Below are 24805 nucleotides of genomic sequence, written 5' to 3'. Positions count from 1 at the left end.
ACGGTAACCCGGCGGTGGCCTCCCGATCATCAAGTTCCGGCGATGTTGACCATCCACGAGATGCCGAACCGGTCCACGCAGGCGCCGAACTCGTCGCCCCACATCTGCTTCTCCAGCGGGACGGTGACGGTGCCGCCGTCGGAGAGTTTGTCCCAGTAGCCGCGCAGCTCGGCGGCGTCGTCACCGCTGAGGCTGATCGCCACGTTGGTGCCGGGCTGGTGCTCCGTGCCGGGTGGGGTGTCGGAGGCCATCAGCGTGAAGCCGCGCTCGGTCTCGAGGTGGGCGTGCATGACCTTGTCCGCGTCGGCGCCCTCCATGCCGCCCAGCTCGCCGAAGGTGCTCAGGTTCAGCTCGCCGCCGAAGACCTGCCGGTAGAACTCCATCGCCTCCCGGGCGTCGCCGGCGAAACTGATGTACGGATTGAGCAGCGAAGCCATGTCCGGGTCTCCCTCCATCGCGAGGCGGACCATCCTCGCAGACCTGCGCTGCCTGCGACAACACCCTGCGGGGTAGGAAGAATTTCGCCAGAATCGGGCTGTGGCCGGGTCGGTGTGGTACGTGGGTTACGGGTCGAACCTGCACGCCGGGCGGTTGCGGTACTACCTGGAGGGCGGCACCCCGCCCGGCGGGCGGCGGTCGTGTCCCGGGTGCCGCGACCCGCGTCCGCCGGAACGGGTGGTGGCGCATTCGATGCCCGGCGGGGTGTACTTCGCGACGGAATCCGCGACCTGGGGCGGCGGGCGCGCGTTCTACGACCCGGCGCTGCCGGGGATGGCGGCCGGGCGGGCGTATCTGCTGACGCTGGGGCAGTTTTCCGACCTGGCGGCGCAGGAGATGTACCGGGCGCCCGAGGGTGACCTGGACCTGTCGACGGTGCTGTCCACCGGGCGCGACGTGCTGGGGCCGGGACGGTACGAGACGTTGCTGTACGTGGGCGATCTGGAGGGGTTCCCGGCGCTGACGTTCACGGCCCCGTGGGCGGCCGGCGAGGTGCCGTGGAACCCGCCGTCCGCGGTGTACCTGCGGATGCTGGGGGAGGGGTTGCGGGAGGCGCACGGCTGGCCGGTGCCCCGCGTGGCCGAGTACCTGTGCGGCCTGCGCGGGGCAGCGGGCCATTGGCCGGTGGACGAGGTGGTGGAGTTGCTGAGTGAGCCGGAGCCGGCCACGGGACAACCGCGACATCATGAAAGCGGCTGGCTGCGCGCCTGAGTTTCAGCGCTACGTCCGGTGCTGCGAGCGGTTTCAGTCGCTCTCGCTGAAGCGGAGCGGAACAACAGATGGCTCAGTAGCTCAGCTCCGCCAGGCGCTCGGGGTCACTGATGATGTCGATCGCCGCGATGAGGTTGTTCACCACCGTGAACGCGAAGAGCGTCCAGGGCCGGCCGTCGCGCAGGATGAGGCGGCCCGCGACGCCGTTGACCAGCACCGGGATCGCCTGCCCGCCCTCGCCGGACTGCCGGAAGGTGAGCGCCTGACCGGCCACCGCCTCGGCGCCGTGCACCAGGCGGGACGCCCCGGCCGGCAGCGAGGCCGCCTCGGCCCGCAGTACCACGTCCGGGTCCAGCACGCTGACCAGCGCGGCGAAGTTCCCGTCCCGCGCCGCGGCGAAGAACGCGTCCACCACCTCGCGCTGCCGGGTCACGTCCCCGTCCGGCACGGTCGGGCTGCCCTGGATCCGCCGCCGGGCGCGGCTGGCCAGCTGACGGGCCGCCGCGGGCGTCCGGTCCACGATCGGGGCGATCTCGTCGAACGGCAGCGCGAACATGTCGTGCAGCACGAACGCCAGCCGCTCCGCCGGGTCGAGCGTGTCCAGCACGACGAGCAGCGCCAGCCCGACCGAATCGGCGATCAGCGCCTGGTGCTCGGGGTGCGCGCCGTCCTCCGGGGCGATGATCGGGTCCGGCAGGCGCTCCGGGTACTCCTCGCGGCGCGAATTCCGCGAGCGCAGCATGTCCAGGCACACCCGGCCCACCACGGTCGTCAGCCAGCCGCCCAGGTTGCGCACCTCACCGGCGTCGCTGCGGCTCAGCTTCAGCCACGCTTCCTGCACCGCGTCCTCGGCCTCGGTCAGCGAGCCCAGCATCCGGTACGCCACCGCCCGCAGGTGCGCCCGGTGCGCCTCGAACCGTTCGGCCAGCCACTCGTTCTCGGTCATACTCCCCTGACGGATCCTGTCACGCCGATGTGACCGGCTCGGACACCCGGATCACGATCAGGCACGAATCGTCCTCGGTGTCGGAGGACGCCTCGGCCAGGAGCTGGTCGCTGATCCGCTCCACGTCCGTCCCGGCGTGGCACGCGGCGGCGGCCAGCCGGTCCAGGCTGTCGTCCAGCAGCACCCCGCGCCGCTCGATCAGCCCGTCGGTGAACAGGACCAGCGTGTCCGCGGGCTGCAACCGCAGCACGCGCTCCTCGAACCGGGCCCCCGGCCGCGCGCCCAGCAGGATCCCGCGCGGCAGCGGCAGCTGCTCGGCCACCCCGTCGCGCACCAGCATCGGCGGCAGGTGCCCGGCGCGCGCCCACGTCAGCGTCCGGCTTTCCGGGTCGTACAGCCCGCACAACGCGGTCCCGGTGACGCCGCGGTTCACCGTGAACGTCGTCGTGTTCAGCCAGCCCAGCAGCTGCCCCGGGCCGGCCCCGGTCACGGCCAGCCCGCGCAGCGCGTTGCGCAACGCGATCATCCCGGTCGCCGCGCCCAGCCCGTGCCCGGCCACGTCGCCGATGACGAGCAGGATCCGCCCGTCCGGCAGCACCGTCGCGTCGTACCAGTCGCCGCCGACCTTGTGCTCCTGCGCCGCCGGCCGGTACCGGACCGCGACCTCGAGGCCGTCCATCTCCACCGGCCGCGCCGCCGACGGCAGGATCACCTGCTGCAGCTCCCGCGCGATCCGGTTCTGCTGCTGGGCCTCGTGCTCGGTGTCGGCCAGCCGGTCCCGCGTCGCGCTCAGCGCCACCTGGCTCTGGTACTGCGCCGACAGGTCCTGGTAGATCCCGCGCACCGCGACCAGCTCACCGCCCTCCGACAGCACCGGCTCGCCGTGCGCGCGGATCTGCCGGTGTGTGCCGTCCGGCCGGATCAGCCGGAACACGGTCGCGGCCTCCTGCCGCGCCAGCAGCGTGGTCTGGAACGCCTCCAGGATCGGCAGGTCCTCGGGGTGGACGTAGGTGCACAGCCCGTCCCACGTGACCGGCCCCGCCGACGCGGGCAGCCCGAACAGCTCGAAGGTCTGCTCGGTCCACGTCATCTCGCCGGTGAGCACGCTGTGCTCCCAGCTGCCCAGCCGCGCGATGTGCTGCAGGTTGTGCAGCAGCTGCGCCAGCCGGTGGTCGTCGTGCCCGAGGGTCAGCGCGATCCGCACCCCGTCCAGGAAGCGGGTGATCCGCACGTCCACCATCGCCGGGGTGGCGGCGCCGCCGGTGCGCGCGACCAGCGGGACCGGCCCGAGCTGCGCGGACGCCCCGGTGGTCAGCACCTCCACCGCGCGGTCGGCCAGCCCGTAGGCGCACAGCAGCGGGTACGTCCGGGTGAGCCCGCGCCCGACCAGGTCCGCCGGCCGCCGCCCGTGCGGGTCCGCGAAGTCCTCGCCCACCTGGGCGATCTCGAAGTCGGTCACCTGGCCGGACTCGTCCGTCCGCGGCCGGGCGAACAGGCCGGAGTCCAGCAGGCCCACCGTCGACGGCAGCGCCCCGGCCGGCTGCGTGCTGAGCATGATTTCCCGCCCGCACAACGCGGCCAGCGCGGCCAGGCGCCGTTTCTGCTCCGGCGGGAACTCCCGCAGCGGCGCGGTCCAGACGAACTCCACGACACCGGCGATGCTGCGCGAGGTGGTCACCGGGACCACCGCCCGCGCCCCGCGATGACCGTCCGCCAGCAGCGGCACCGCGGGAGCGAGTTCCACTTCCGGGATCCAGTGCGGCCGCCGTTCCCGCGCCGCCCGTTGCGGCAGGCAGTCCATCAGCACCGGGAGGTGCCGCCAGCGGCTGGCCTCCAGCAGGTTCAGCCCGGTGTGCGCGACGAGCCCCAGCGCGCCGTCCGGCTGCACCTGCCACAACGCGACGGCGACGGCGCCGGCGGTGCGCCGGACCTCCTCCAGCAGGGCGGAACTCTCCGCCTCCCCGCCGGGCAGCCGCGCGAAGTCGGGCGCGGCGCCGGCCACGGCGACCGGGGACCGCGGCGGCCGCACCGCGCCCGCGACCAGGTCCGCGGCCAGCTCCGCCACGGAAGTCCCGGTCCGCGCGGCGAGGTCGGCGAGGTGCGTGGCGGCCTCACCGGGGGAGTAGCCGAGCCGTTCGACGAGGATGCCTTCGGCGAGCGGGACGAGCAGCCCGCCGTCCCGTTCCGCCCGCAGCCGCTCGATCTCCTGCTGCTGGCAGTCCACGACGGCGGCCAGCCTCGCGACCCGCGGGTCGAGGCCGGCGGTCTGCGGCGGGTACTGGGCCGTCACCTCGAGCCCCTCGGTCGGTGGGCGGACGGAACGAGTCTAGAGAAGTGGCGCTGGGATACGACCCGCGCTACCAGTAGATTCCTCTTCTGCAGCGATTGTTCGCAAGGGCGATCGGTAAGGCCTCACGAAATCGGAGTGCGCTGATGGCGGAGAGCCGGGCTGCCCAGGCCAAGCGGGACGCGGGCCGAAGCAGCGAGCGTGAGCTGGCCGATCCCCGGTTGCAGCAACTGCTGGCGGGGCTCACCGCGGTGCGGGACGGGGATTTCGGCACCCGGCTGCCGCAGGTCGGCGACGAGCTGATGGACGAGATCGCCGCGGTCTTCAACGGCATGGTCGACCAGTTGTCCGTGTTCACCTCGGAGGTGACCCGGGTGGCGACCGAGGTGGGCACCGAGGGCAAGCTCGGGGGCCAGGCGCGGGTTCCGGGGGTGTCCGGGACCTGGGCGGATCTCACCGATTCGGTGAACGCGATGGCGGGCAACCTGACCGCTCAGGTGCGGGACATCGCGCAGGTGGCGACCGCGGTCGCGAAGGGCGACCTGTCGCAGAAGATCACGGTGGACGTCAAGGGCGAGATCCTGGAGCTGAAGGAAACCATCAACACGATGGTGGACCAGCTGTCCTCGTTCGCCGACGAGGTGACGCGCGTGGCGCGCGAGGTGGGCACCGAAGGGATCCTCGGCGGTCAGGCGGAGGTGCCCGGGGTGTCCGGCACCTGGAAGAACCTCACCACTTCGGTGAACTTCATGGCCGGGAACCTCACCGATCAGGTGCGCAACATCGCTCAGGTGACCACGGCCGTGGCTCGCGGTGACCTGTCGCAGAAGATCATGGTCGACGCGCGTGGCGAGATCCTGGAGCTGAAGAACACCATCAACACGATGGTGGATCAGCTCTCGTCGTTCGCCGACGAGGTGACGCGCGTGGCGCGCGAGGTGGGCACCGACGGCCGGCTTGGCGGTCAGGCGCAGGTGCCCGGTGTCGGCGGAACGTGGCGGGCGCTCACCGATTCGGTGAACTTCATGGCGGGCAACCTCACCGATCAGGTGCGCTCGATCGCGTCCGTGGCCACCGCGGTCGCCGACGGTGACCTGTCGCAGAAGATCACCGTCGACGCGCGTGGCGAGATCCTGGAACTGAAGAACACCATCAACACGATGGTCGACCAGCTGTCCGCGTTCGCCGACGAGGTCACCCGCGTGGCGCGCGAGGTCGGCACCGAGGGCCGTCTCGGCGGTCAGGCGGACGTCAAGGGCGTGTCCGGGACCTGGAAGGCGCTCACCGAATCGGTGAACGTCATGGCCGCCAACCTGACCGACCAGGTGCGCTCGATCGCCGACGTCACCACGTCGGTCGCGAAGGGCGACCTGACGCAGAAGATCCGCGTCGACGCGCGCGGCGAGATCCTGGAGCTGAAGGAGACCATCAACACGATGGTCGACCAGCTGTCGGCGTTCGCGGACGAGGTCACGCGCGTGGCCCGCGAGGTGGGCACGCACGGCAACCTGGGCGGCCAGGCCAACGTCCGCGGCGTGTCCGGCACCTGGAAGGACCTGACCGACAACGTCAACGGCATGGCGTCGAACCTGACCAGCCAGGTGCGCTCGATCGCGCAGGTGGCCAGCTCGGTGGCGCAGGGCGACCTGTCGAAGAAGATCACCGTGGAGGCCAAGGGCGAGGTCGCCGCGCTGGCCGACACGATCAACACGATGGTCGACACGCTGGGCGCGTTCGCCGACGAGGTCACGCGCGTGGCCCGCGAGGTGGGCACGGAGGGCATCCTCGGCGGCCAGGCCCGCGTGCCCAACGTCGCCGGCACGTGGAAGGACCTCACCGACAACGTCAACTCGATGGCGAACAACCTGACCAACCAGGTGCGCAACATCGCCCAGGTGACCACGGCCGTCGCGGACGGCGACCTGACCAAGAAGATCGACGTGGACGCGCGCGGCGAGATCCTGGAGCTGAAGACGACGATCAACACGATGGTCGACACCCTCGGCTCGTTCGCCGCGGAAGTCACCCGTGTGGCCCGTGAGGTGGGCAGCGAGGGACGGCTGGGCGGCCAGGCCGAGGTCGAGGGCGTGTCCGGCACCTGGAAGCGGCTCACCGAGAACGTCAACGAGCTGGCCGGGAACCTCACCCGGCAGGTGCGCGCGATCGCCGAGGTGGCCAGCGCCGTCGCCACCGGCGACCTGACCCGGTCGATCTCGGTCGAGGCGCAGGGCGAGGTCGCCGAGCTCAAGGACAACATCAACTCGATGGTGCGGTCGCTGCGCGAGACCACGCACGCCAACCAGGAACAGGACTGGCTCAAGACCAACCTGGCCCGCATCGCCGGCCTGATGCAGGGCCACCGCGACCTGGCCACGGTCGCCGAGCTGGTGCTGGACGAGCTGGTGCCGCTGGTCGGCGCGCAGCAGGGCACGTTCTTCCTGGCCAGCGGGCAGAACGGCAGCACCAGGCTGCGGCTGATCGCCAGCTACGGCGCGCACTCCACCGAGGAGCTGCGGCACGAGGTCGAGCTGGGGCAGACGCTGATCGGGCAGGCGGCGCGCACCCGGCGGCCGATCGTCGTCGACCAGACCCCGCCGGGGTACGTGCGGATCTCCTCCAGCCTGGGCGAGGCGCCGCCGGTCAACCTGGTCGTGCTGCCGATCCTGTTCGAGGACCGCACCCTCGGGGTGATCGAGCTGGCCTCGTTCGAGCGATTCACGCAGGCGCAGCGTGACCTGCTGGACCAGCTGGGTGAGACGATCGGTGTCAACGTCAACACGATCGTGGCGAGTTCGCGCACCGACTCGCTGCTGGAGGAATCCCAGCGGCTGGCTGCCGAACTGCGGGTGCAGCAGGAGGAACTGCAGCGCTCGAACGCCGAGCTGGCCGAGAAGGCGGCGCTGCTGGCCCGCCAGAACCGCGACATCGAGGTGAAGAACACCGAGATCGAGCAGGCCCGGCGGGAGATCGAGGAGCGCGCCGAACAGCTCGCGCTCGCCTCGAAGTACAAGTCCGAGTTCCTCGCCAACATGTCCCACGAGCTGCGCACGCCGCTGAACAGCCTGCTGATCCTGGCGAAGCTGCTCGCGCAGAACCCCAGCCGCAACCTCACCGCGAAGCAGGTGGAGTACGCCGAGGTGATCCACTCGGCCGGGTCCGACCTGCTGCAGATGATCAACGACATCCTCGACCTGTCCAAAGTGGAGGCCGGGCGGATGGACATCCACCCGGAGCCGTTCGCGCTGAACCAGCTGCTGGACTACGTCGAGGCGACCTTCCAGCCGCTGACCGCGGAGAAGGGGCTGACGTTCGCCGTCACCGCCGATCCGGACGTGCCGCGCGAGCTGGTGACCGACCAGCAGCGGCTGCGGCAGGTGCTGCGGAACCTGCTGTCCAACGCGGTCAAGTTCACCGACCACGGGCGGGTCGAGCTGCGGGTGCGGATGGCCCGCGAGGAGGAGCTGCCGCCCGGTAGGAGGGGCCCGGTGGTCGCGTTCGCGGTCACCGACACCGGGATCGGCATCGCGAAGGAGAACCTGAGCGCGATCTTCGCCGCGTTCCAGCAGGCCGACGGCACCACCAGCCGCCGCTACGGCGGCACCGGGCTCGGGCTGTCGATCAGCAACGAGGTCGTCTACCGGCTCGGCGGCGAGATCCGCGCGGAGAGCGAACTCGGCGAGGGCAGCACGTTCACGCTGTTCCTGCCGCTGGGCAGGCTCCCGGCCGACCGCGTGCCCCCGGCCGCGGCCACCGAGACCGTGCTGGCCGAGCCGGAGCCCGAGACCTCCCGCGAGACGCACGGCAAGCGGCAGGTGCTGGTCGTCGAGTCGGCGGGCACCGGTCTGCTGTCGCTGCTGGCGAGCAGCGCCGCCGCCGACCTCGCCGACACCCACGGCACGGTCACGGTCGCCACCGTGAGCACGGCCGAGCAGGCGACGAACGTGCTGCTCAGCCGCCCGCACCACTGCGTCGTGCTGGACATCAGCCTGCCCGAGGGCGGGGCGTTCGCCGTGCTGGACGCGCTGGCCGACCACCCGGACCTGCGTTCGGTGCCGGTGCTCGCGCACCCGTCCCGCAAGCTGACCCCGGACCAGGAGGCCCTGGTGCAGACCCGCGCGGCGATGCAGCCGCTGGAGCTGCTGCCCTCGCTCGACGAGCTGCGGGAACGGATCGCGCTGCACCTGTCCGCCGACGGGCCCGACGACGTCATCCCGCTGACCCAGCCGCGCTCGCCGTTGCCGTCGCTGTCCCGGTCCGGGAGCGACCGGTCCGTGCACGAGCCGTTGCGCGGGCACAAGGTGCTGATCGTGGAGGACGACCCGCGCAACGTGTTCGCGCTGCGGGGTGCGCTGGAGAGCTACGGGCTGGACGTGCGGCACGCGGTGAACGGGCGCAAGGGCATCGACGCGCTGCTCGCCGAGGACGACATCGAGCTGGTCCTGATGGACGTGATGATGCCGGAGATGGACGGGTACGCGGCCACCGCGGCGATCCGGGAGATCCCGCGGTTCGCCGACATGCCGATCATCGCCGTCACCGCGAAGGCCATGCAGGGCGACCGGGAGAAGGCGCTCGCGTCCGGGGCCAGCGACTACCTGACGAAACCGGTCGACGCGCACGAACTGCTCGAATGCCTGCAGCGGTGGCTGCCGGAGGTGCGTGCCTGACCCGCGGCGGCGTGTCCGGCGAAGGAGGAGTTTCGCCCCGGCGCGCGGCAGTGGAGGATGGGTGCGTGCAGGCACCCGATCCACTGAACCCGGGCGACCCGGCCGGCCACCCCGTCGACGGGGTGGCGGTGGCCGTCGAACGCCGTGGCGAGGCCGTCGTGGTCCAGGTCAGCGGCGAACTCGACCTCCTGACCACACCCCGGCTGGACGACGCGGCGAGCCGGGCCCTGCGTGAGCACCCGGCGCTGCTGGTGCTCGACCTGACCGGCGTGACGTTCCTGGGTTCGGCGGGCATGGCCTCGCTGGTCGCCGTGCGGCAGGCCGCGGGGGACGACCTGCCGATCCGGCTCGCGGCCGCGGACCCGGTGGTGGTGCGCGCGATGGAGGTCGTGGGCCTGGTCGAGGAGTTCCCGCTCTACCCGACGTGCGACGAGGCGCTGGCCGGCTGACGGGCGGGGCAGGCGGGAAAGCCCTTTCACGGTAGCGGCGCGGCCGCCCCCAGCCCCTGCTCGGCGGCCGCCGCGCGGACCGCGTCGATCACCAGCTGCAGCGAGGGCCGCGCGGAAGCCGTGCGGTGCGCGATGGACACCGTGCGCATCGGTGGCTCCGTCAGCGCCACGATGTCCAGCCCGGGCGGCCGCAGCGACAGGCCCAGGTCCGACACCAGCGTCACCCCCAGCCCGGCCGCCACCATCGCCAGCGCGGTCGCCTGCTCGCCGACCTCGTGGTTGATCTTCGGCTCGAACCCGTACCGCTGGCACGCCAGCCGCACCGCGCGGCCGAAGTGCGAGCGCGGCCCGGCCAGGATCCACGGGTGCTCGGCCAGCTCCGTCAGGCTCACCGTGTTCGCCGGCACCGCTCCGCGCGGGACCGCCGCGTGCAGCCGCTCCACCGCGATCACCACCCGCGTCAGCGCCGGGTCCCAGGGCATCGGGTAGTCGGAGTAGTCGATGACGAACGAGAAGTCCAGCGCGCCGTCCCGCACCGCCCCCGCCGTCTCCTCCGGCGCCAGCTCCTTGGTGCGCACCTCGATCCCCGGGTGCTCCTTCGCCAGTGCGGACAACGCGAACGGCAGCAACCCGGACGCCACCGACGCCCACACCCCCGCCGTCAACCGCGCGGTGACGCCCTCCTGGGCCTCCTCCAGCGCCATCGTCGCCCGTTCGACGGACTTGAGGATCTCCTCGGCGTGCTCGGCCAGCACCACGCCCAGCTCGGTCAGCTGGACGCGCCTGCCGAGCCGCTCGAACAGCTTGGCCCCGACGTCCCGTTCCAGCTGCGCGAGCTGCTGCGAGACGGCCGAAGCCGTGTAGTGCAGGGCCGCCGCGGCCGCCGTGACGGTGCCGCGGCGGTGCAGCTCCCGAAGCATCCGCAACCGGTGCAGCGAAAGCTCCATGGGCTCAGGGTAGGTAAGGATCACCTGCTGTGCAGGGAACGTGAACGGAACCGTGCATGATCCCTAACTGGACGTGTGCGGGACCACTGCCGCACCCTGGTGTCAGCGGGAATGGATCTCCCGATTCCACTCGGACCGGCGACCGAAGCCACCACGCGGTGGCGGAGGTGCGCTGTGCTGCGCCCGGAATCGGCGACAGGCTTGGAGGGGACAGTTGACCACGATGCAGGACCCGCGGGGGCTCGCCGGTGAGCGGACCCTCCCGCGCACGCAGGAGCCGATGCTGCGGCTGACCTGGACCGACCCGGTCACCGGCACCCACGGCTACCTCGTGGTGCACACGCTGGTCTCCGGCCTGGCCACGGGCGGCACCCGGATGCGCGCCGGCTGCACGCTGTCCGAGGTCGAGGACCTGGCCCGCGGCATGGCCGCCAAGACCGCGACCTTCGACCTGCCGGTGGGCGGGGCGAAGGGCGGGATCGACTTCGACCCGAAGGACCCGGGGGCCGTCGGGGTGCTGGAGCGGTTCTGCCAGGCGATGCGCCCGTGGCTGGACGCGCACTGGGTGACCGCCGAGGACCTCGGGGTGCCGCAGCACCTCATCGACGAGGTCTTCGAGCGGCTCGGCCTGGAGCAGTCCTACCACGCGGCCATCCGCCGCTCACTCGATCCGGCGCGCACCCTGCGCCGCGTGCACGCCGGGCTGAACGCCCCGGTGCCGGGAGGTTTGCTGCTCGGTGACGTGGTCGGCGGTTACGGCGTCGCGCAGGCGTGCCTGGGCGCGGCGAGCGCGTGGGGCTGGGAGCCGGCCGCGACCACCGTGGCGATCCAGGGCATCGGCACCATGGGCGGCGGCGCGGCCTGGTACCTGCACGAGGCGGGCATGCGGGTGGTCGCGGTCGCCGACGCGGCCGGGACGCTGTACGACCCGGCCGGGCTGGACGTCCCGGCGCTGCTGGAGCTGCGGGACGGGTTCGGCGAGGTGGACCGGTCGCGGCTGCCCGCGCGGATCCGGCAGTTGCCGCGGGACGCGGTGGTCGGGGTCGAGGCGGACATCTTCGTCCCGGCGGCGATCTCCTACGCGCTGACGCCGGACAACGTTCCGGACGTCGCGGCGAAGGTCGTGGTGGAGGCGGCCAACGCGGCGACCACCGCCGAGGCCGAGGCCATGCTCGCCGCACGCGGGATCCCGGTGATCCCGGACTTCGTGGCGAACGCGGGTGCCGCCGCGTGGGCGTGGTGGCTGCTGCTGGGCCAGGTGGGCGCCGACCCGGTCGACTCGTTCCACCGGCTGCGGACCGAGATGCGCTCCAAGGTGGCGCTGCTGCTGGCCGCCTGGCTGGCCGACGGTGTCCCGCCGCGGACGACGGCGGAGGAGCTGGCCGCGGCGAACCGCGCGGCACGCCTGGCTGCCGGGGACGCCGGGGTGGTCATTCCCTGACGTGCCAACGCTGAAGGGCCCTTCGCTGCTTCGCGAAGGGCCCTTCACGCGTGTGCACACAGTTCCGGCCTGGTTCGCCGACGGGGAGGTGAACCAGGACCGGTTTCCACTCGGCGGTTGCGGCCTTCGGAGCCGCCGTCGCGGGACCGTAGGGCCTCGACCTCGTAGTGCCCGGGCACCTCGGGGTCTGTCCCCACAGTGCCCGATTCGCCCGCCCCGGATCCAGGGCCGAAGGTCCCTTTCGCCGGACGCGTGGGACGCTCCCGGCATGGACGATCCGCTCCGCACGCTCGTCGCCATCCGCGCCACCCGCGTGTTCGCCGAGCGTCCCGTGCCGCGGCGCCTCGTGGCGGACCTGGTCGACGCCGCGCGCTGGACCGGATCCGCCCGCAACCGCCAGCCCTGGCGGTTCGTCTCGGTCACCGACCCGGACCTGCGCCGCGCGCTGGCCCGACTCGGGCAGTACGCGCTGCCGCTGGCGACCGCCCCGGTCGCGCTGGTCCTGCTGTCCGACTCCGAAGCCGGCCACGACACCGAGTTCGACCTCGGCCGGGTGTGCCAGACGCTCGTCGTCGCGGCGCACTTCGCCGGTCTCGGCAGTTGCCCGGTCTCGCTGTACCCCGAGATCAACGCCGTCGAAGCCGCCGCGCTCACCGGGCACGGGCACCCGTGGCGCGCGCACCACGCGCTCGCCCTGGGCTGGCCGGGTCAGCGCCCGCGTGGCCGCTCCGCCATCCCGACCGGCCGCAAGGACCTGTCCGACCTGTTCACCGAGCGGTAGTCCGCGGCCACCTCCCGCGCCGCCCGCGCCAGCGCCGCGACCGCGGGGGAGCTGGTGCCCTGCGGCCAGGCGAGGAGCAACCGCGCGGGGGCGGCGTCCACGACCGGGACGGTGACCAGGTTGTGGTCCAGCGTGTCCAGCACCGACCGCGGCAGCAGCGCGATGGCCCGGCCGCGGGAGGTCACGCGCAGCAGCTTCGCCAGATCCGTGACCTCGACGCCACCGAAGTCCGGGTAGCCGGCCCAGCGTCCGACGGGCTCCCCGCGCAGGTCGGACAGCTGCAGGATCGCCCGCTGCGCCAGGCGGTGGTCCGGCGGCAGCAGGGCCGCCCGCGGCTCGGCGCGCAGTTCCGCCGTCTCCAGGCCGGCCGCGTCGTCGAAGGGCGTGTGCAGCAGCGCGAGGTCGGCGCGGCCGTCGCGCAGCAGCGACACGCGGTCCTCGTGCGCGGTGACGAGTTCGACCGGCACCGCGGCCGGATCGCTCTCGTAGCGGCGCAGGATCCGGGGCAGCAGGCCGGCGTCACCATCGGGTTTGGCGGCCAGGGCGAGGTAGGGCACGCCGCGGCCGGCGCGCTGGGTGCGGTGGGCCGCCGCGGCGACCGCGGCAAGCGCTTTCCGGGCCTCGTCGAGCAGCACCTCGCCGGCCGGGGTGAGTTCCACGCGCCTGCTCGTGCGCTCGAACAGGGTCACCTCCAGCCGCCGTTCCAGCGACCGCACGGCTTTCGACAGAGCCGGCTGGGCCAGTCCCAGCCCTTCCGCCGCGCGGCCGAAGTGCAGCGCCTCCGCGACGGCGACGAAGTAGGCGAGTTCTCGCGTCTCGACCCGATCCATTCCGGGAGGTTATCGGATGTCCGTTTTCCTCAGACGTCTGAGGAGTTGGTAGCGTGCGGGCCATGACGCCCGTGTTGCAGGTGAGCGATGTCGATCTCGTCCGCGACGGCCGGTACCTGCTCCGGTCGATCTCGCTGACGGTCCGCGAGGGCGAGCACTGGGCGCTGCTCGGCGCGAACGGGGCAGGCAAGAGCACGCTGCTCGGGCTGCTCGGGGCGGTCACGCACCCGACGCGCGGAACGGTCGACGTGCTCGGGCACCGGCTGGGGCGGGTGGACATGCGCAGGCTGCGGTCGTTCCTCGGGCACATCAACCCGCGGCACCCGCTGACCTCGCCGTTGACGGTGTTCGAGGTGGTGCTGACCGGGCTGACGAACACGACCGAGCTGGTGCCGCGCTGGCAGCCGACGGGGGTGGAGCGGGAGCGCGCCGAGCGCCTGATCCGGATGCTCGGGCTGAGCGGTCAGCGCGACGCCCGCTGGCCGACGCTGTCCCAGGGCGAGCGCGGCCGGGCGCTGATCGCCCGCGCGCTGATGCCCGCACCGCGGCTGCTGCTGCTCGACGAGCCGGCGACGGGCCTGGACGTGGCGGCGCGCGAGCAGCTGCTGTCCAGTGTGGACGCGCTGCGGCGGGAGCACCCCGCGCTGGCGACCGTGCTGGTCACCCACCACCTGGAGGAGCTGCCCGTGAGCACCACGCACGCGCTCCTGCTGCGGGAGGGCCAGTGCCTGGCGTCCGGCCCGGCGGACGAGGTGGTGACCACGGACCACATCAGCAAGTGCTTCGACCACCCGGTGCGCATCACCCGGACCGAGGGAAGGTGGACCGCCCGCGCCGAGCCGCTGGCGTAGCGGCGCGGGCGACGGGAGCGTGGGACTCGCGGGCAGGAGTGCGGAACTCGCCGACGGGAGTGTGGGACTCGCTGACGCCAGTGTGGGACTCGCCGACGGGAGTGTGGGACTCGCCGACAGGAGCGTGGGACTCGCGGGGCTGAGCGATCCGGTTTCCTAGAGAACCCGGCCCACGCCGCCGAGCAGGACGGCGCTCGCCTGGTCGTCCGGGGCCGGGCGGTAGCCGCGTGGTGCGTTCCAGTGCGTGGCGAGCACCAGGCCCGGCGGCACCAGCTCGGTCCCGTCGAACAGCGCCAGCACCTCGTCGGGCGAGCGCGTCGTCACGTTCTGCTGCACGTTCGCGTTGTAGGTCTGCGTCACCTCGGACTGGCGCCGGCGGGCCTGCTCGTCCTCGGTGAACGTGATGTGCGTGAGGCCGAGGTAGCTGCCCGGCGCGAGCCGCTCGACGTAGCGCCGCACCAGCGGGGCCACGTCGTCCGGGACGAAGGGCAGCACGGACACCAGCAGCAGCCCCACCGGCTCGGCGAAGTCCAGCGGCGTCGCACGCGCGAAGATGTCCTCCGGCTCCCGCGCGTCGCCGTGCAGGCAGATCGCGTCCGGGGCGTCGGCGAGCAGCTCGTTGCTGACCCGGACGGTGTCCGGGTCCAGGTCGACGTAGACCACGCGGGTGCCGGACGCGTACCCCTGCGCGATCTCGTGCACGTTCCCGGCGGTGGGGTAGCCCGACCCGATGTCCAGGAACTGGCGGATCCCCTGCTGGATCATCCACCGCACGGCCCGCCGCAGGAACTCGCGGTTGTACCGGGCGACCTGCCCGGCCAGTGGGAACACCTTCTGCGCGGCGATCGCCACCTCGGCGTCGCACGGCAGGTGGTGGTGCCCGTTGAGGTACCAGTCGTAGACGCCCGCGGCCGTGGCCTTGGTGCGCTGCTGCGATGTCATCGGCGTTCACCACCCGTCCGGTCGCGGCCAGTCTGGCACGCGGGTCAACGGCCCGGCTAGCGTCGACGTTTGCCGAACGACTCCATCTCGGCCACCTGCCGCCGCGCGTCGTCGGCGGCCTTGTCCGCGGCGGTCGCGGCCTTGCGGGCGGCGGTGAGTTCCTTGCGCACCGCGCGCTCTTCACGGGTGGCGTCGTCCAGCTGCGCGCGCAGTTCGGCGACCCGCGCCGCCGCCTTCTCCGCCCGGGCGCTCACCTCGTCCAGCGCCTGCTGCGCCTCGTCGCGGGCGGCCTCCGCCTCCGCGGCCTTCACGCGGGCTTCCTCGAGCGCGGCTTGGCGGCGTTCGGCCTCCGGGTCCCGCTTCGACGGCTTCTTCTTCACCGGCGGCGGTGGCGCCGCCTTGCGCTTCGGCGACGCGGCCAGCGCGGCGGCGAGCCAATCCTCCGAAGAGGACGGTGACAACGCCGCGGAAAGCCGCCCCGCCGCCACTTCCGCGGCCGCGTCCGGATCGGACACCGCGGCCTCGAACGTGTCCTCGACCTGACGCATCGCCACGTCGCTGTAGGGCACCCCGGCCTCACCGGCGACGCCGCCCGCGCGTCCGCTCAACCGGCGGATCAGCTCGTTGCGCTGCCGGGACAACGTGCGCAACTCGTCGCCCGCCAGCTTCTGGTGGGCGGTCCGCAGCCGCGCGCCGAGGTCGGCGAGCTGCCCGATCTCGTCCGGGTGCCGGCGGCTGACCTGGTTGACCAGCCACGCGGCGACGGTCGGCTTGCGCAGCTGGTTGATGCGCTTCGCGAGGTCCGGCTGGCGGGCCTTCGCCTCCTTGGCCCGCTCGGTGCGGATCGAGGTGAACTCGTCCCGGGGCAGCGCGTACAGCTCGTCGGCGACCGCGTCGAACCCCCGGGGCGTCATGCCTCCATCATCGGCTCGCCGGTGACCACCGGCAAACCGTCATTCGGCCTGCTGCTGCTTCGCGATCTCCGCGCGCACCTGGTCCATGTCGACCTCGCGCAGCTTGCCGATCAGCTCCTCCAGGCTCTGTTCGGGCAGCGCGCCCGGCTCGGCGTAGAGCACCACACCGTCGCGCACCGCCATCAGCGTCGGGATCGACCGGATGCCGAACGCCTGCGCCAGCTCGGTCTGGTCCTCGGTGTCGACCTTGCCGAACACGATGTCGTCGTGCCGGTCGGCCGCACCCTCGAACACGGGCGCGAACATCCGGCACGGCCCGCACCAGGCCGCCCAGAAGTCGACGAGCACCATGCCGTCGGAGTTGACGACCTCTTCGAAGTTGTCCTTGGTCAGCGTTACCGTCGCCATGCGGGGTGCAACACGCACCCGAGGTCACCTATTCCGGGTGGCGCCGCCCACCACAGGCTGCCGGGAACTTGTGGCGATCACGCACATAGGCTTCGCGCTCCCGGCCGCTTACCGTCTGTCGCCATGAGTGGCTACTGGGATGGCCGGGTCGCGCTGGTGACCGGCGCCGGCAGCGGGATCGGACGCGCCTGCGCGCACGCCCTGGCCGAGGCCGGGGCGAAGGTGCACGTGGTGGACATCGACTCCGCGGCGGCGGCGCGCGTCGCCGACGAGACCGGCGGCTGGGCGCACACCGCGGACCTCGCCGACCCCGCCGGCATCGGCACCCTGCCCGCCGACGTCGACATCCTCGTCAACAACGCCGGCTTCCAGCACGTCGCGCCGCTGACCGAGTTCCCGCCCGAGGTGTTCACCCGGATGCACGCGGTCATGGTCACCGCGCCGTTCCTGCTGATCCGCCGGGTGCTGCCGCACATGTACGCGCAGCACTGGGGCCGGATCGTCAACCTTTCCAGCGTGCACGGCCTGCGTGCGAGCGCGTTCAAGTCCGCCTACGTGTCGGCCAAGCACGCGCTCGAAGGACTGTCCAAAGTGGTCGCCCTGGAGGGTGCGCCGCACGGGGTGACCAGCAACTGCGTCAGCCCGGGTTACGTCGACACGCAGCTGGTGCGCGACCAGATCGCCGACCAGGCCGCCGCGCACGGACGCCCGGAGGACGAGGTCCTGGGCGAGGTCCTGCTGCGGCGCGCCGCGATCAAACGGCTCATCGACCCGGCCGAGGTCGCCGACGCCGTGCGCTGGCTGTGCGGCCCCTCGTCCGGGCACATCACCGGGATTTCCCTGCCCCTCGACGGCGGCTGGACCGCCGCCTGACGTTTCCGCCACGGCACAAAGGAGTGTTGCCCATGCCCCGCAGCGAGAACCGCTCGATCGCGAAAGTCGTCGGCGCGAGCCTCATCGGCACGACGATCGAGTGGTACGACTTCTTCCTCTACGGATCGGCCGCGGCACTGGTCTTCAACAAGCTGTTCTTCCCCGGCAGCGATCCGCTGACCGGCACGCTGCTGTCGTTCGCCACCTACGCGATCGGCTTCCTCGCCCGGCCGCTCGGCGGTCTGGTGTTCGGCCACTTCGGCGACCGCGTCGGCCGGAAGAAGCTGCTGGTGTTCAGCCTGCTGCTGATGGGCGGCTCGACGTGCGCGATGGGCCTGCTGCCGACCTACGCGGCGGTCGGCGTGGCCGCGCCGCTGCTGCTCACGGCGTTGCGGCTGGTCCAGGGCTTCGCGCTGGGCGGCGAGTGGGGCGGCGCGGTGCTCATCGTGTCCGAGCACGGCGACGACCGCCGCCGCGGGTTCTGGGCGTCCTGGCCGCAGTGCGGCGCGCCCGGCGGGAACCTGCTGGCCACCGCGGTGCTCGCGATCCTCGCCGCGGTGCAGTCCGACGCCGCGTTCACCTCGTGGGGCTGGCGCATCCCGTTCCTGCTCTCCGGTGTGCTGGTGATCATCGGCCTGTGGATCCGGCTCACCGTCACCGAGTCGCCGGTGTTCCTGGCCGCGCAGGAAAAGGCCCGTCAGCGCGGCGAGCAGCACCGCGCCCCCGCGGTCGAGGTCTTCCGCGGCGCGTGGCGGCGGGTGCTCATCACCATCGGCGCGCGCATGGCCGAGAACGTGTCCTACTACGTGCTGACCGCGTTCATCCTGGTCTACGTCACCGGCCCGCTCGGGCTGAGCAAGTCCACCGGTCTCAACGCGGTGCTCATCGGATCGGCGATCCACTTCCTGACGATCCCGTTGTGGGGCGCGCTGTCGGACCGGATCGGCCGCCGCCCGGTGTACCTGTTCGGCGCGGTCGCGATGGCCGGCTGGGCGTTCGCGTTCTTCGCGCTGATGGACACCCGCTCGGCCGGGATGATCGTGCTCGCCGCGACGGTCGGCCTGGTGCTGCACGGCGCGATGTACGGCCCGCAGGCGGCGTTCTTCGCCGAGCAGTTCCCGACCCGCGTCCGCTACACCGGCCTGTCCATCGGCGGCCAGCTGTCCTCGATCGCCGCCGGTGCGCTGGCGCCGATCGTCGCGGTCGCGCTGTTCAGGGAGTTCGGCGGCACGCTGGCGGTCTCGCTGTACGTGGTCGCGATGTGCGTGATCACCGTGATCGCGGTGACCAGCGCGAAGGAGACCGCGGGCACGTCCCTGCACGACGAGGAGCCCGCGGCTGCCGCGGAACCGGTCGCGCGATGAGACCATGACGGTCGTGGACGACGACGTGCTCCGGCTGCTCGACCTGCTCGCCGGCGGGGCGAGCAGCGAGCAGCTGGCGCACGCCGGCGCCGCGCACCCCAAGGCCACCGAGCTGGCGCTGCGCATCCACGCCACCCTCACCGCGCACCGCCGCCGCGAGGCCGAGCTGACCGCGTTGTTCGACACGGCCAGCGACCTGGCCCGCCTGCGCGATCCGGACGCCGTGCTGCGGTCGATCGTGCGGCGGGCTCGCACGCTGCTCGGCGCGGACGTCTCCTACTTGAGCCTCAACGACGAAACCGCCGGGCGCACCTACATGCGTGTCACCGACGGATGCGTGTCGCCCCTGTTCAAGGAGGTCATCCTGGGCATGGGCGAAGGGCTCGGCGGACTGGTGGCGCAGAGCGCGCGTCCGTACGCGACGCCGGACTACTTCCGCGACGAGCGGTTCCTGCACACCACGCCGATCGACGACGCGGTCCGGGACGAGGGCCTGGCCGCGATCCTCGGCGTCCCGCTGTCGCTGGGCGGCACGGTGATCGGGGTGCTCTACGCCTCCGACCGCACGCCGCGCGACTTCACCCCGGACGAGGTCGCGTTGCTGTCCTCGCTGGCCGACCACGCGGTGATCGCGCTGGACAACGCCCGGCTGCTGGACGAGATCAGCTCGCACTCCGCGGCGATGCACCGCGCCGAGGAGGCGCACGACCGGCTGATGGACCTGGTCCTGCGCGGCGGCGACGTGCCGGAGGTGGCCGCCGCGGTGGCCGACGTCCTGCACGGCTCGATCGGGCTGTTCGACGCGGCGGGCGAGGAGCTGGCGCACGCCGGAACCGCCCCGCCCGCACCGGATCCGGACGTGGTCGCGGTGTCGCGGAGCACCGGGAGGTCGGTGGCCAGCGCCGGGTCGCTGGTGTGCGCGGTGCAGGCCGGGCCGGAGCTGCTCGGCAGCATCGTCCTGGCCGGGCGGGAGGCGTTGCTCGACGCGGACCGGCGGCTGTTCGAGCGGGCGGCCGTGGTGACCGCGCTGTTGCTGCTGCTGCGCCGGTCGGTCGCCAAGGCCGAGGAGGAGGTGCGCGGTGAGCTGCTGACCGACCTGCTCACCGCGCCGGACCGCAACCCGGGTGCGTTGCTCGCGCGGGCCGAACGGCTGGGCGTGGACCTCACCGAACCGCACGCGGTCCTGGTCGCGCACGCCGAATCGGTGTCGCGCGCCCGGCTGGCGGTGGCCGCGGCCCGGCACGCGACGCTGGCGGGCATCCACGCGGAGGAGGTCGTGCTGCTGGTCCGTGGCGAGCCGGACGCGGTGGCCTCCCGGATCGCGGCGGCGTTGACCGCCACGACGGACACGCCGGTGACGATCGGCGCGGCCGGCCCGGCCCGTGGACCGGCGGCGATCGCGGCGGCGCACGCGGAGGCGATCCGGTGCCTGCGGGCGTTGCTGGCGCTGGGCCGCTCCGGCGAGGGCGCCTCGGCCGCCGGGCTCGGGTTCCTCGGCGTGCTGCTCGGCGACGGCGGCGACCTCACCGGGTTCGTGCGGCGCACGATCGGCCCGGTGCTCGACTACGACGAGCGGCGCGGCACGGACCTGACCGGGACGCTGCGGGCGTACTTCGCCGCCGGTGGCAACCTGACCCGGGCGAAGGAGACGCTGCACGTGCACGTCAACACGGTGGTGCAGCGCCTGGACCGGGTGGCCACCCTGCTCGGCGGCGACTGGCACGAGCCGGGGCGGGCGCTGGAGATCCAGCTGGCGCTGCGGGTGCACACGCTTGACGGGGCGCCGGAGCGGGTAGCCGGGGGCCGACGAAGGGAGGCCCGATGAAGGTGACCGCGGGCGATCTGAAGGCGCTGCTGCGGGCCGGGAACGGCGCGCGGCTGGTCATGCAGGAAGGCAGCCTCGCGGTGCTGCCGGCCGAAGAGCTGCCCCGCCACGAGGGCGCGCTGACCGTCATCGAGCGCGAGGCGCTGCGGCAGCGGGTGGGCGAGGAGCCCGACGACCGCTCGCTCGACGAGCAGGCCGCGATCCTGTCCACCGAGATCGACACCCTTGGTGCTTGACGGCCCGTCACCGCGATCCGGCGGCCACCAGCCTCGCGGTGATCGGTTCGAGTTCGGCGATCAGCTCGTCGAGGTCGGCGGGGGACAGGGCGTCGTACGGCGGGGCGGCGAGTTCGTCGGTGAGGGCCTCGATGCGTTCCTTGGTCTCGCGGCCGGCGTCGGTGAACCGGCCGTCGGCGTCGAGGAGCCCGCGCTCGCGCAAGCCGGCCATGACCGCGGCCAGCCGCGCCTTCGGCAGGTGGTGGATGCGCCCGAACGACTCCGGCGGGTGAATGCCCATGTCCACCGCGCGAAGCACGTGGGCCTCCGTGCCACCGATGCCCGCGCCGAGGAGCGCGGCGATGTGCCCGTCCCCGCGGTGCTCGCGCAGCATGGTCGCGGAATGCCACAGCCGGGCGACCGGATCGCCCGGCACCGGGAGGGTGCGCATCCCGGCGTACATCACCCGGCCCGCGGTCGGCGCGCTCGTCGCGGCCTTGGTGGTCAGGTCGGCGGCGCGCACCAGGCCCGGGGAGCCGGCCGGCTCGTCACCGAGGATCCGCCGCAGGGAGGCCGCGCTGCCCCGCTCCCGCGCAGCGAGAGACGCCTCGGGCGAGGCCGTCTCCCACACGCCCGGGATGTGCCGCGCGGCTTCCCCCTCGGCGAAGCTGTAGAAGGCCGCGTGCACGACCTCCGCCGGCACCCGCCCCAGCGGCGCGGCGCGGCCGGCGAAGTAGCCGTCCCAGTAGGTGCGGTGGCCGAGCGTGGCCATCTCCTGGCGGCACTCCTCGGCGAAGTGGGTGACCAGGCAGATCGGCTCCAGGAGCTCGAACGAGCGACGGGCAATGAGCCGGGTGTCAGCGGGCGTAGCTGGCCAGCTCGGGTTCCGCCGGAACGTGCGGGTACAGCGCGACCTGCGTCGCCACCACCGTCGCCATGCGGGCTTCGTGCACGGCGAGGAACACCGGGTCCACGCCGGGCATCAGCAGGCGCGTGCAGACGTCCGCGGGCAGGCGCGCCGGGTCGGCCGGGCCGTCGTGCGTGAGCGCGTCCACCACCAGCGCGAACGCCACCCCGTCGGTGGTGCCGGTCGTGAGGTGGTCGGCCACGTGCGCGGGGCACACCTCCTGCAGGCCGACGTTGCTGATCCGGCCCCGCCCGGTGTGCAGCGACGAGCTGCCGTAGTCGTCGAGGTTCGGCGCGACCACCTCGTCCAGGATCGTGTAGACGTTCGTGTAGTCGATCCCGGCCCAGGTCTCCGCGCCGCTGTTCAGCGCGGTCAGGAACGCCGAACCCGACCGCTGCTGCCAGAACGCGGGCGCGCACCCCGGCAGGCACACCGCGTGCGCCACCACGGTCCCGTGGTTGGACGGCGCCAGCCCGATCACGTCGCCCACCCGCGAGCGCGTGTCCGGCCAGTACTTCAGCGCCCAGCGCGGGATCATGCCGCCCTGGCTGTGCCCCACGATGTCCACGTCCCGCCCGGCGGCGGCGCTGACCGTGCGGATCGCGTGCACCACGTACTCGGCGGCGACCTGGATGTCGGCCATCCCGTTGTCCGGCAAGGCGACCGTGCAGAACGGCCGGCCCAAGGCGGTCAGCGCCGGGGCGTAGTTCCAGGCGAAGACCTCCGGCGTCAGCGTCGTCCCGGCCACCAGCAGGATCGGGTTGTGGCCGGACCCGGCGACATCACCGGTACACCCGACCGCCGCGTCCAGCGTGGCCTCGGGCACCCGCAGCGGCGGGCCGTCCGCGGCGGCGGCGGACGCGGGCGCCAGGACCGAGCCCACGAGGACCAGCAGGGCGAGCAGCGAGCGCTTCATGACTGTCCTTCCGGCACACTCCGTCGTGTGGACCGAGGCGATCTTGTCACGACCCGGCCGCGGGAGGCGATTCCCCGGTGGTGAACGCCTTCGTGATCCGCGCGGCCCAGGTCTTCGACGGCGAACGCGCGCACCACGACCTGCCGGTGCTCGTCCGCGACGGGATGATCGAACGGGTCGGCGGGCCGGTGCCGGACCTGCCGGTCGTCGGCTCGCCCGGCACGCTGCTGCCCGGGCTGATCGACATGCACACCCACCTCTGCGGCGACGGCGGTTCCGGCGCGCTCGACCGGCTCGCGGGCTACACCGAGGACGAGCTGGACGACGTGATCGAGCGTGCGCTGCGGGTCCAGCTGGCCGCCGGGGTGACCAGCGTGCGGGATCTGGGCGATCGCCGGTACGCGACGCTGCGCTGGCGCGGCCGCCGAGCCCTGCCGACGATCGTCGCGGCGGGGCCGCCGATCACCAGCCGCGGCGGGCACTGCTGGAACATGGGCGGTGAGGCGAGCGGCGCCGACGAACTGCGTGCGGCCGTGGCGGAGCGGGCCGAGCGCGGGGTGGACGTCGTGAAGGTCATGGCCAGCGGCGGCGGCATGACGCCGGGTACCGACATCCTGGCCTGCCAGTTCACGCTCGCCGAGCTGCGGCTGGTCGTCGAGGAGGCCCACGCGGCCGGGCTGCCGGTGACCGCGCACGCGCACGGCACGCCGTCGGTGGAGCAGGCGGTGGCCGTGGGCGTGGACGGGATCGAGCACTGCAGCTGCCTGACACCCGAGGGTATCCGGATGAGCGACGAGCTGGCCGCCGCGATCGCCGCGCGCGGGATCACGGTGTGCCCGACGCTCGGCGCGATCGGCGAGATGACCCCGCCGCCCGCGCTGAAGGAGTTCCTGGAGCGGACGGGCTCGACGATCCGCGACCGGATCGGCCAGGTGGTGCGGATGGCCGAGGCCGGGGTGCGAATCGTGTCCGGCGGCGACTCGGGTATCTCGCCGGGCAAGCCGCACGGCATGCTCGCGACGTCCGTGGAGTGGCTGGTGGACGGCGGAATCCCGGCGGAGGCAGCGCTGGCGTCGGCGACGTCGCTGGCGGCGGAGGTGGCGGGTTTGGCACGTAAGGGCCGCATCCGGCCGGGTTTCGACGCGGATCTGCTGTTGGTGGACGGCGACCCGTTGAGGGACATCACGACGTTGGCGCGCCCGGCGGGGGTGTGGCTGGCGGGCGCGCGGGTGCGGTGACCGGCGCGTCAAGTCGACCCGTGGTCAACTCCACGCGCGGAGCTTCTCCGGGTTGAGCACCGCCCAGATGCGCCGGATCTTCTCGTCCGCGATCTCGAACGCGTACACCGACACGGTGACGCCGTCCTGCTGGGCGACCAGGCCGGGCCGGCCGTTGACCGTGCGCTCCAGGAGCGTGTGCGCGCGGAACCGCTGCTCCAGGCGGATCAGCGAGCGCAGGATCCGCTCGGCGCCTTCGACCGGGCGCAGGACCGTGCTGACCAGACCGCCGCCGTCGCTGATCGCCGTCACGTCGGGGGCCAGCAGGCCGAGGAGGCCAGCTGGCGGCACGCGGCCGGGGTGCGGCCGACGATCTCGGCGATTTCGGCGAAGGAGTAGCGGAAGACGTCGTGCAGGATGAACGCCACGCGCTCGGCCGGGGTCATCGCATCGAGCACGACGAGGAAGGCCATGCTGACCGACTCGTCGAGCGTGACCCGGTCGGCGGGATCGGCGGGCCGCCACTCGGAACTGTCCGGCACCGGTTCGGGAACCCACTCGCCCACGTAGGTCTCGCGCCGGGCGCGGGCCGAGGACAGCACGTTGAGGCAGAGGCGGCCGGCGACCTTGGTCAGCCACGCGCCGGGGGAGACGATGGCCTCCTGATCCTCGCGGGACATCGCGTACCAGCGCGCGCAGGTCTCCTGGACCACGTCCTCGGCCTCCGCCAGGGACCCCAGGAGCCGGTACGCCAGGTTGATCAGCTGACGCCGCTCGCTCATGATCGCGGTCAGGCCGTCGTCCGGTTCGGTCATG

21 protein-coding genes and 1 pseudogene are annotated in these 24805 nt (G+C 72.8%); 11 read left to right on the top strand and 11 right to left on the bottom strand.

What is annotated here, in order from left to right:
* Positions 1-29 precede the first annotated feature (29 nt).
* The gene (locus D0D28_RS18740; RefSeq protein ID WP_116111468.1) at positions 30-437 is read right to left on the bottom strand and encodes a VOC family protein; all 408 of its coding nucleotides are present in this window, start codon (positions 435-437) and stop codon (positions 30-32) included.
* 100 nt (positions 438-537) lie between these two features.
* Between D0D28_RS18740 and D0D28_RS18735 the strand changes: the two genes are divergently transcribed.
* On the top strand, positions 538-1209 hold the full coding sequence (locus D0D28_RS18735; RefSeq protein ID WP_116111452.1) for a histone deacetylase: 672 nt from the start codon (positions 538-540) through the stop codon (positions 1207-1209).
* Positions 1210-1282: 73 nt separating this feature from the next.
* Here D0D28_RS18735 and D0D28_RS18730 read toward each other — a convergent pair whose 3' ends face one another.
* A complete protein-coding gene (locus D0D28_RS18730) occupies positions 1283-2155 on the bottom strand; it encodes a sigma-70 family RNA polymerase sigma factor (RefSeq protein WP_094006669.1) in 873 nt (290 codons plus the stop codon).
* 19 nt (positions 2156-2174) lie between these two features.
* The gene (locus D0D28_RS18725) at positions 2175-4445 is read right to left on the bottom strand and encodes a SpoIIE family protein phosphatase (protein WP_116111451.1); all 2271 of its coding nucleotides are present in this window, start codon (positions 4443-4445) and stop codon (positions 2175-2177) included.
* A gap of 143 nt (positions 4446-4588) precedes the next feature.
* On the opposite strand from D0D28_RS18725, the gene D0D28_RS18720 reads away from it, so the two are divergent.
* Entirely contained in the window at positions 4589-9109 is a 4521-nt protein-coding gene (locus tag D0D28_RS18720; RefSeq protein WP_094006667.1) for a HAMP domain-containing protein, read from the top strand.
* A gap of 65 nt (positions 9110-9174) precedes the next feature.
* Entirely contained in the window at positions 9175-9558 is a 384-nt protein-coding gene (locus tag D0D28_RS18715; protein WP_094006666.1) for an STAS domain-containing protein, read from the top strand.
* 26 nt (positions 9559-9584) lie between these two features.
* Here the strand turns inward: D0D28_RS18715 and D0D28_RS18710 are convergent, their stop codons facing one another.
* Positions 9585-10505, bottom strand: coding sequence for a LysR family transcriptional regulator (locus D0D28_RS18710; protein ID WP_094006665.1), 921 nt, complete (start codon positions 10503-10505; stop codon positions 9585-9587).
* Between the two features lie 223 nt (positions 10506-10728).
* Between D0D28_RS18710 and D0D28_RS18705 the strand changes: the two genes are divergently transcribed.
* Together D0D28_RS18705 and D0D28_RS18700 are read left to right on the top strand one after the other, a co-directional pair.
* A complete protein-coding gene (locus D0D28_RS18705) occupies positions 10729-11946 on the top strand; it encodes a Glu/Leu/Phe/Val dehydrogenase dimerization domain-containing protein (RefSeq protein WP_116111450.1) in 1218 nt (405 codons plus the stop codon).
* A 268-nt stretch (positions 11947-12214) separates the two neighbouring features.
* A complete protein-coding gene (locus tag D0D28_RS18700; protein WP_116111449.1) occupies positions 12215-12727 on the top strand; it encodes a nitroreductase family protein in 513 nt (170 codons plus the stop codon).
* On the opposite strand, the gene D0D28_RS18695 is transcribed toward D0D28_RS18700, so the two are convergent.
* Complete coding sequence (locus tag D0D28_RS18695) at positions 12655-13557, bottom strand: LysR family transcriptional regulator (RefSeq protein WP_116111448.1); 903 nt, start codon at positions 13555-13557, stop codon at positions 12655-12657. The genes D0D28_RS18700 and D0D28_RS18695 overlap by 73 nt on opposite strands.
* 62 nt (positions 13558-13619) lie before the next feature.
* On the opposite strand from D0D28_RS18695, the gene D0D28_RS18690 reads away from it, so the two are divergent.
* Positions 13620-14408, top strand: a complete 789-nt coding sequence (locus D0D28_RS18690; RefSeq protein WP_116111447.1) for an ABC transporter ATP-binding protein — start codon at positions 13620-13622, stop codon at positions 14406-14408.
* Between the two features lie 156 nt (positions 14409-14564).
* On the opposite strand, the gene D0D28_RS18685 is transcribed toward D0D28_RS18690, so the two are convergent.
* The 3 genes from D0D28_RS18685 to trxA are packed head-to-tail and all read right to left on the bottom strand — an operon-like array spanning position 14565 to position 16672.
* Positions 14565-15350, bottom strand: coding sequence for an SAM-dependent methyltransferase (locus tag D0D28_RS18685; protein ID WP_116111446.1), 786 nt, complete (start codon positions 15348-15350; stop codon positions 14565-14567).
* Between the two features lie 56 nt (positions 15351-15406).
* Entirely contained in the window at positions 15407-16264 is an 858-nt protein-coding gene (locus tag D0D28_RS18680) for a hypothetical protein (RefSeq protein WP_116111445.1), read from the bottom strand.
* A 39-nt stretch (positions 16265-16303) separates the two neighbouring features.
* Positions 16304-16672: a thioredoxin gene (gene trxA / locus D0D28_RS18675; protein WP_094006658.1), complete on the bottom strand. Its 369-nt coding sequence runs from the start codon at positions 16670-16672 to the stop codon at positions 16304-16306.
* A gap of 123 nt (positions 16673-16795) precedes the next feature.
* Here trxA and D0D28_RS18670 point away from each other — a divergent pair, with 123 nt between their 5' ends.
* Genes D0D28_RS18670 through D0D28_RS18655 form a run of 4 tightly spaced genes read left to right on the top strand, consistent with a single transcriptional unit; the run spans position 16796 to position 20970 of the window.
* Positions 16796-17545: a 3-hydroxybutyrate dehydrogenase gene (locus D0D28_RS18670; RefSeq protein ID WP_116111444.1), complete on the top strand. Its 750-nt coding sequence runs from the start codon at positions 16796-16798 to the stop codon at positions 17543-17545.
* A 32-nt stretch (positions 17546-17577) separates the two neighbouring features.
* On the top strand, positions 17578-18909 hold the full coding sequence (locus D0D28_RS18665; RefSeq protein WP_094006656.1) for an MFS transporter: 1332 nt from the start codon (positions 17578-17580) through the stop codon (positions 18907-18909).
* A 4-nt stretch (positions 18910-18913) separates the two neighbouring features.
* Positions 18914-20734, top strand: coding sequence for a helix-turn-helix domain-containing protein (locus D0D28_RS18660; RefSeq protein ID WP_116111443.1), 1821 nt, complete (start codon positions 18914-18916; stop codon positions 20732-20734).
* Entirely contained in the window at positions 20731-20970 is a 240-nt protein-coding gene (locus tag D0D28_RS18655) for a hypothetical protein (protein WP_094006654.1), read from the top strand. Before D0D28_RS18660 ends, D0D28_RS18655 begins: the two co-directional genes overlap by 4 nt.
* Before the next feature lie 7 nt (positions 20971-20977).
* On the opposite strand, the gene D0D28_RS18650 is transcribed toward D0D28_RS18655, so the two are convergent.
* Entirely contained in the window at positions 20978-21796 is an 819-nt protein-coding gene (locus D0D28_RS18650) for an SCO6745 family protein (RefSeq protein ID WP_116111442.1), read from the bottom strand.
* 10 nt (positions 21797-21806) lie between these two features.
* Complete coding sequence (locus tag D0D28_RS18645) at positions 21807-22772, bottom strand: esterase/lipase family protein (RefSeq protein ID WP_116111441.1); 966 nt, start codon at positions 22770-22772, stop codon at positions 21807-21809.
* A gap of 80 nt (positions 22773-22852) precedes the next feature.
* Between D0D28_RS18645 and D0D28_RS18640 the strand changes: the two genes are divergently transcribed.
* Entirely contained in the window at positions 22853-24010 is a 1158-nt protein-coding gene (locus D0D28_RS18640) for a metal-dependent hydrolase family protein (RefSeq protein WP_240323262.1), read from the top strand.
* Positions 24011-24034: 24 nt separating this feature from the next.
* Here D0D28_RS18640 and D0D28_RS18635 read toward each other — a convergent pair.
* Positions 24035-24804 (bottom strand): annotated as a pseudogene (locus tag D0D28_RS18635) (sigma-70 family RNA polymerase sigma factor).
* Position 24805 lies beyond the last annotated feature (1 nt).

Source organism: Amycolatopsis ruanii (assembly GCF_003385175.1).
Classification (GTDB): domain Bacteria; phylum Actinomycetota; class Actinomycetes; order Mycobacteriales; family Pseudonocardiaceae; genus Amycolatopsis_E; species Amycolatopsis_E thermalba.
The sequence above is the reverse complement of the archived record's forward strand: the minus strand, read 5'-3'. Positions and strand labels throughout refer to the sequence as shown.

Excerpts from the sequence above, each read along its gene's own strand:
- D0D28_RS18740 (WP_116111468.1), bottom strand. The coding sequence starts at position 437 with ATGGCTTCGCTGCTCAATCCGTACATCAGTTTCGCCGGCGACGCCCGG.
- D0D28_RS18730 (WP_094006669.1), bottom strand. The coding sequence starts at position 2,155 with ATGACCGAGAACGAGTGGCTGGCCGAACGGTTCGAGGCGCACCGGGCG.
- D0D28_RS18720 (WP_094006667.1), top strand. The coding sequence starts at position 4,589 with ATGGCGGAGAGCCGGGCTGCCCAGGCCAAGCGGGACGCGGGCCGAAGC.
- D0D28_RS18710 (WP_094006665.1), bottom strand. The coding sequence starts at position 10,505 with ATGGAGCTTTCGCTGCACCGGTTGCGGATGCTTCGGGAGCTGCACCGC.
- D0D28_RS18705 (WP_116111450.1), top strand. The coding sequence starts at position 10,729 with ATGCAGGACCCGCGGGGGCTCGCCGGTGAGCGGACCCTCCCGCGCACG.
- D0D28_RS18700 (WP_116111449.1), top strand. The coding sequence starts at position 12,215 with ATGGACGATCCGCTCCGCACGCTCGTCGCCATCCGCGCCACCCGCGTG.
- D0D28_RS18695 (WP_116111448.1), bottom strand. The coding sequence starts at position 13,557 with ATGGATCGGGTCGAGACGCGAGAACTCGCCTACTTCGTCGCCGTCGCG.
- D0D28_RS18690 (WP_116111447.1), top strand. The coding sequence starts at position 13,620 with ATGACGCCCGTGTTGCAGGTGAGCGATGTCGATCTCGTCCGCGACGGC.
- D0D28_RS18685 (WP_116111446.1), bottom strand. The coding sequence starts at position 15,350 with ATGACATCGCAGCAGCGCACCAAGGCCACGGCCGCGGGCGTCTACGAC.
- D0D28_RS18680 (WP_116111445.1), bottom strand. The coding sequence starts at position 16,264 with ATGACGCCCCGGGGGTTCGACGCGGTCGCCGACGAGCTGTACGCGCTG.
- trxA (WP_094006658.1), bottom strand. The coding sequence starts at position 16,672 with ATGGCGACGGTAACGCTGACCAAGGACAACTTCGAAGAGGTCGTCAAC.
- D0D28_RS18670 (WP_116111444.1), top strand. The coding sequence starts at position 16,796 with ATGAGTGGCTACTGGGATGGCCGGGTCGCGCTGGTGACCGGCGCCGGC.
- D0D28_RS18665 (WP_094006656.1), top strand. The coding sequence starts at position 17,578 with ATGCCCCGCAGCGAGAACCGCTCGATCGCGAAAGTCGTCGGCGCGAGC.
- D0D28_RS18660 (WP_116111443.1), top strand. The coding sequence starts at position 18,914 with ATGACGGTCGTGGACGACGACGTGCTCCGGCTGCTCGACCTGCTCGCC.
- D0D28_RS18655 (WP_094006654.1), top strand. The coding sequence starts at position 20,731 with ATGAAGGTGACCGCGGGCGATCTGAAGGCGCTGCTGCGGGCCGGGAAC.
- D0D28_RS18645 (WP_116111441.1), bottom strand. The coding sequence starts at position 22,772 with ATGAAGCGCTCGCTGCTCGCCCTGCTGGTCCTCGTGGGCTCGGTCCTG.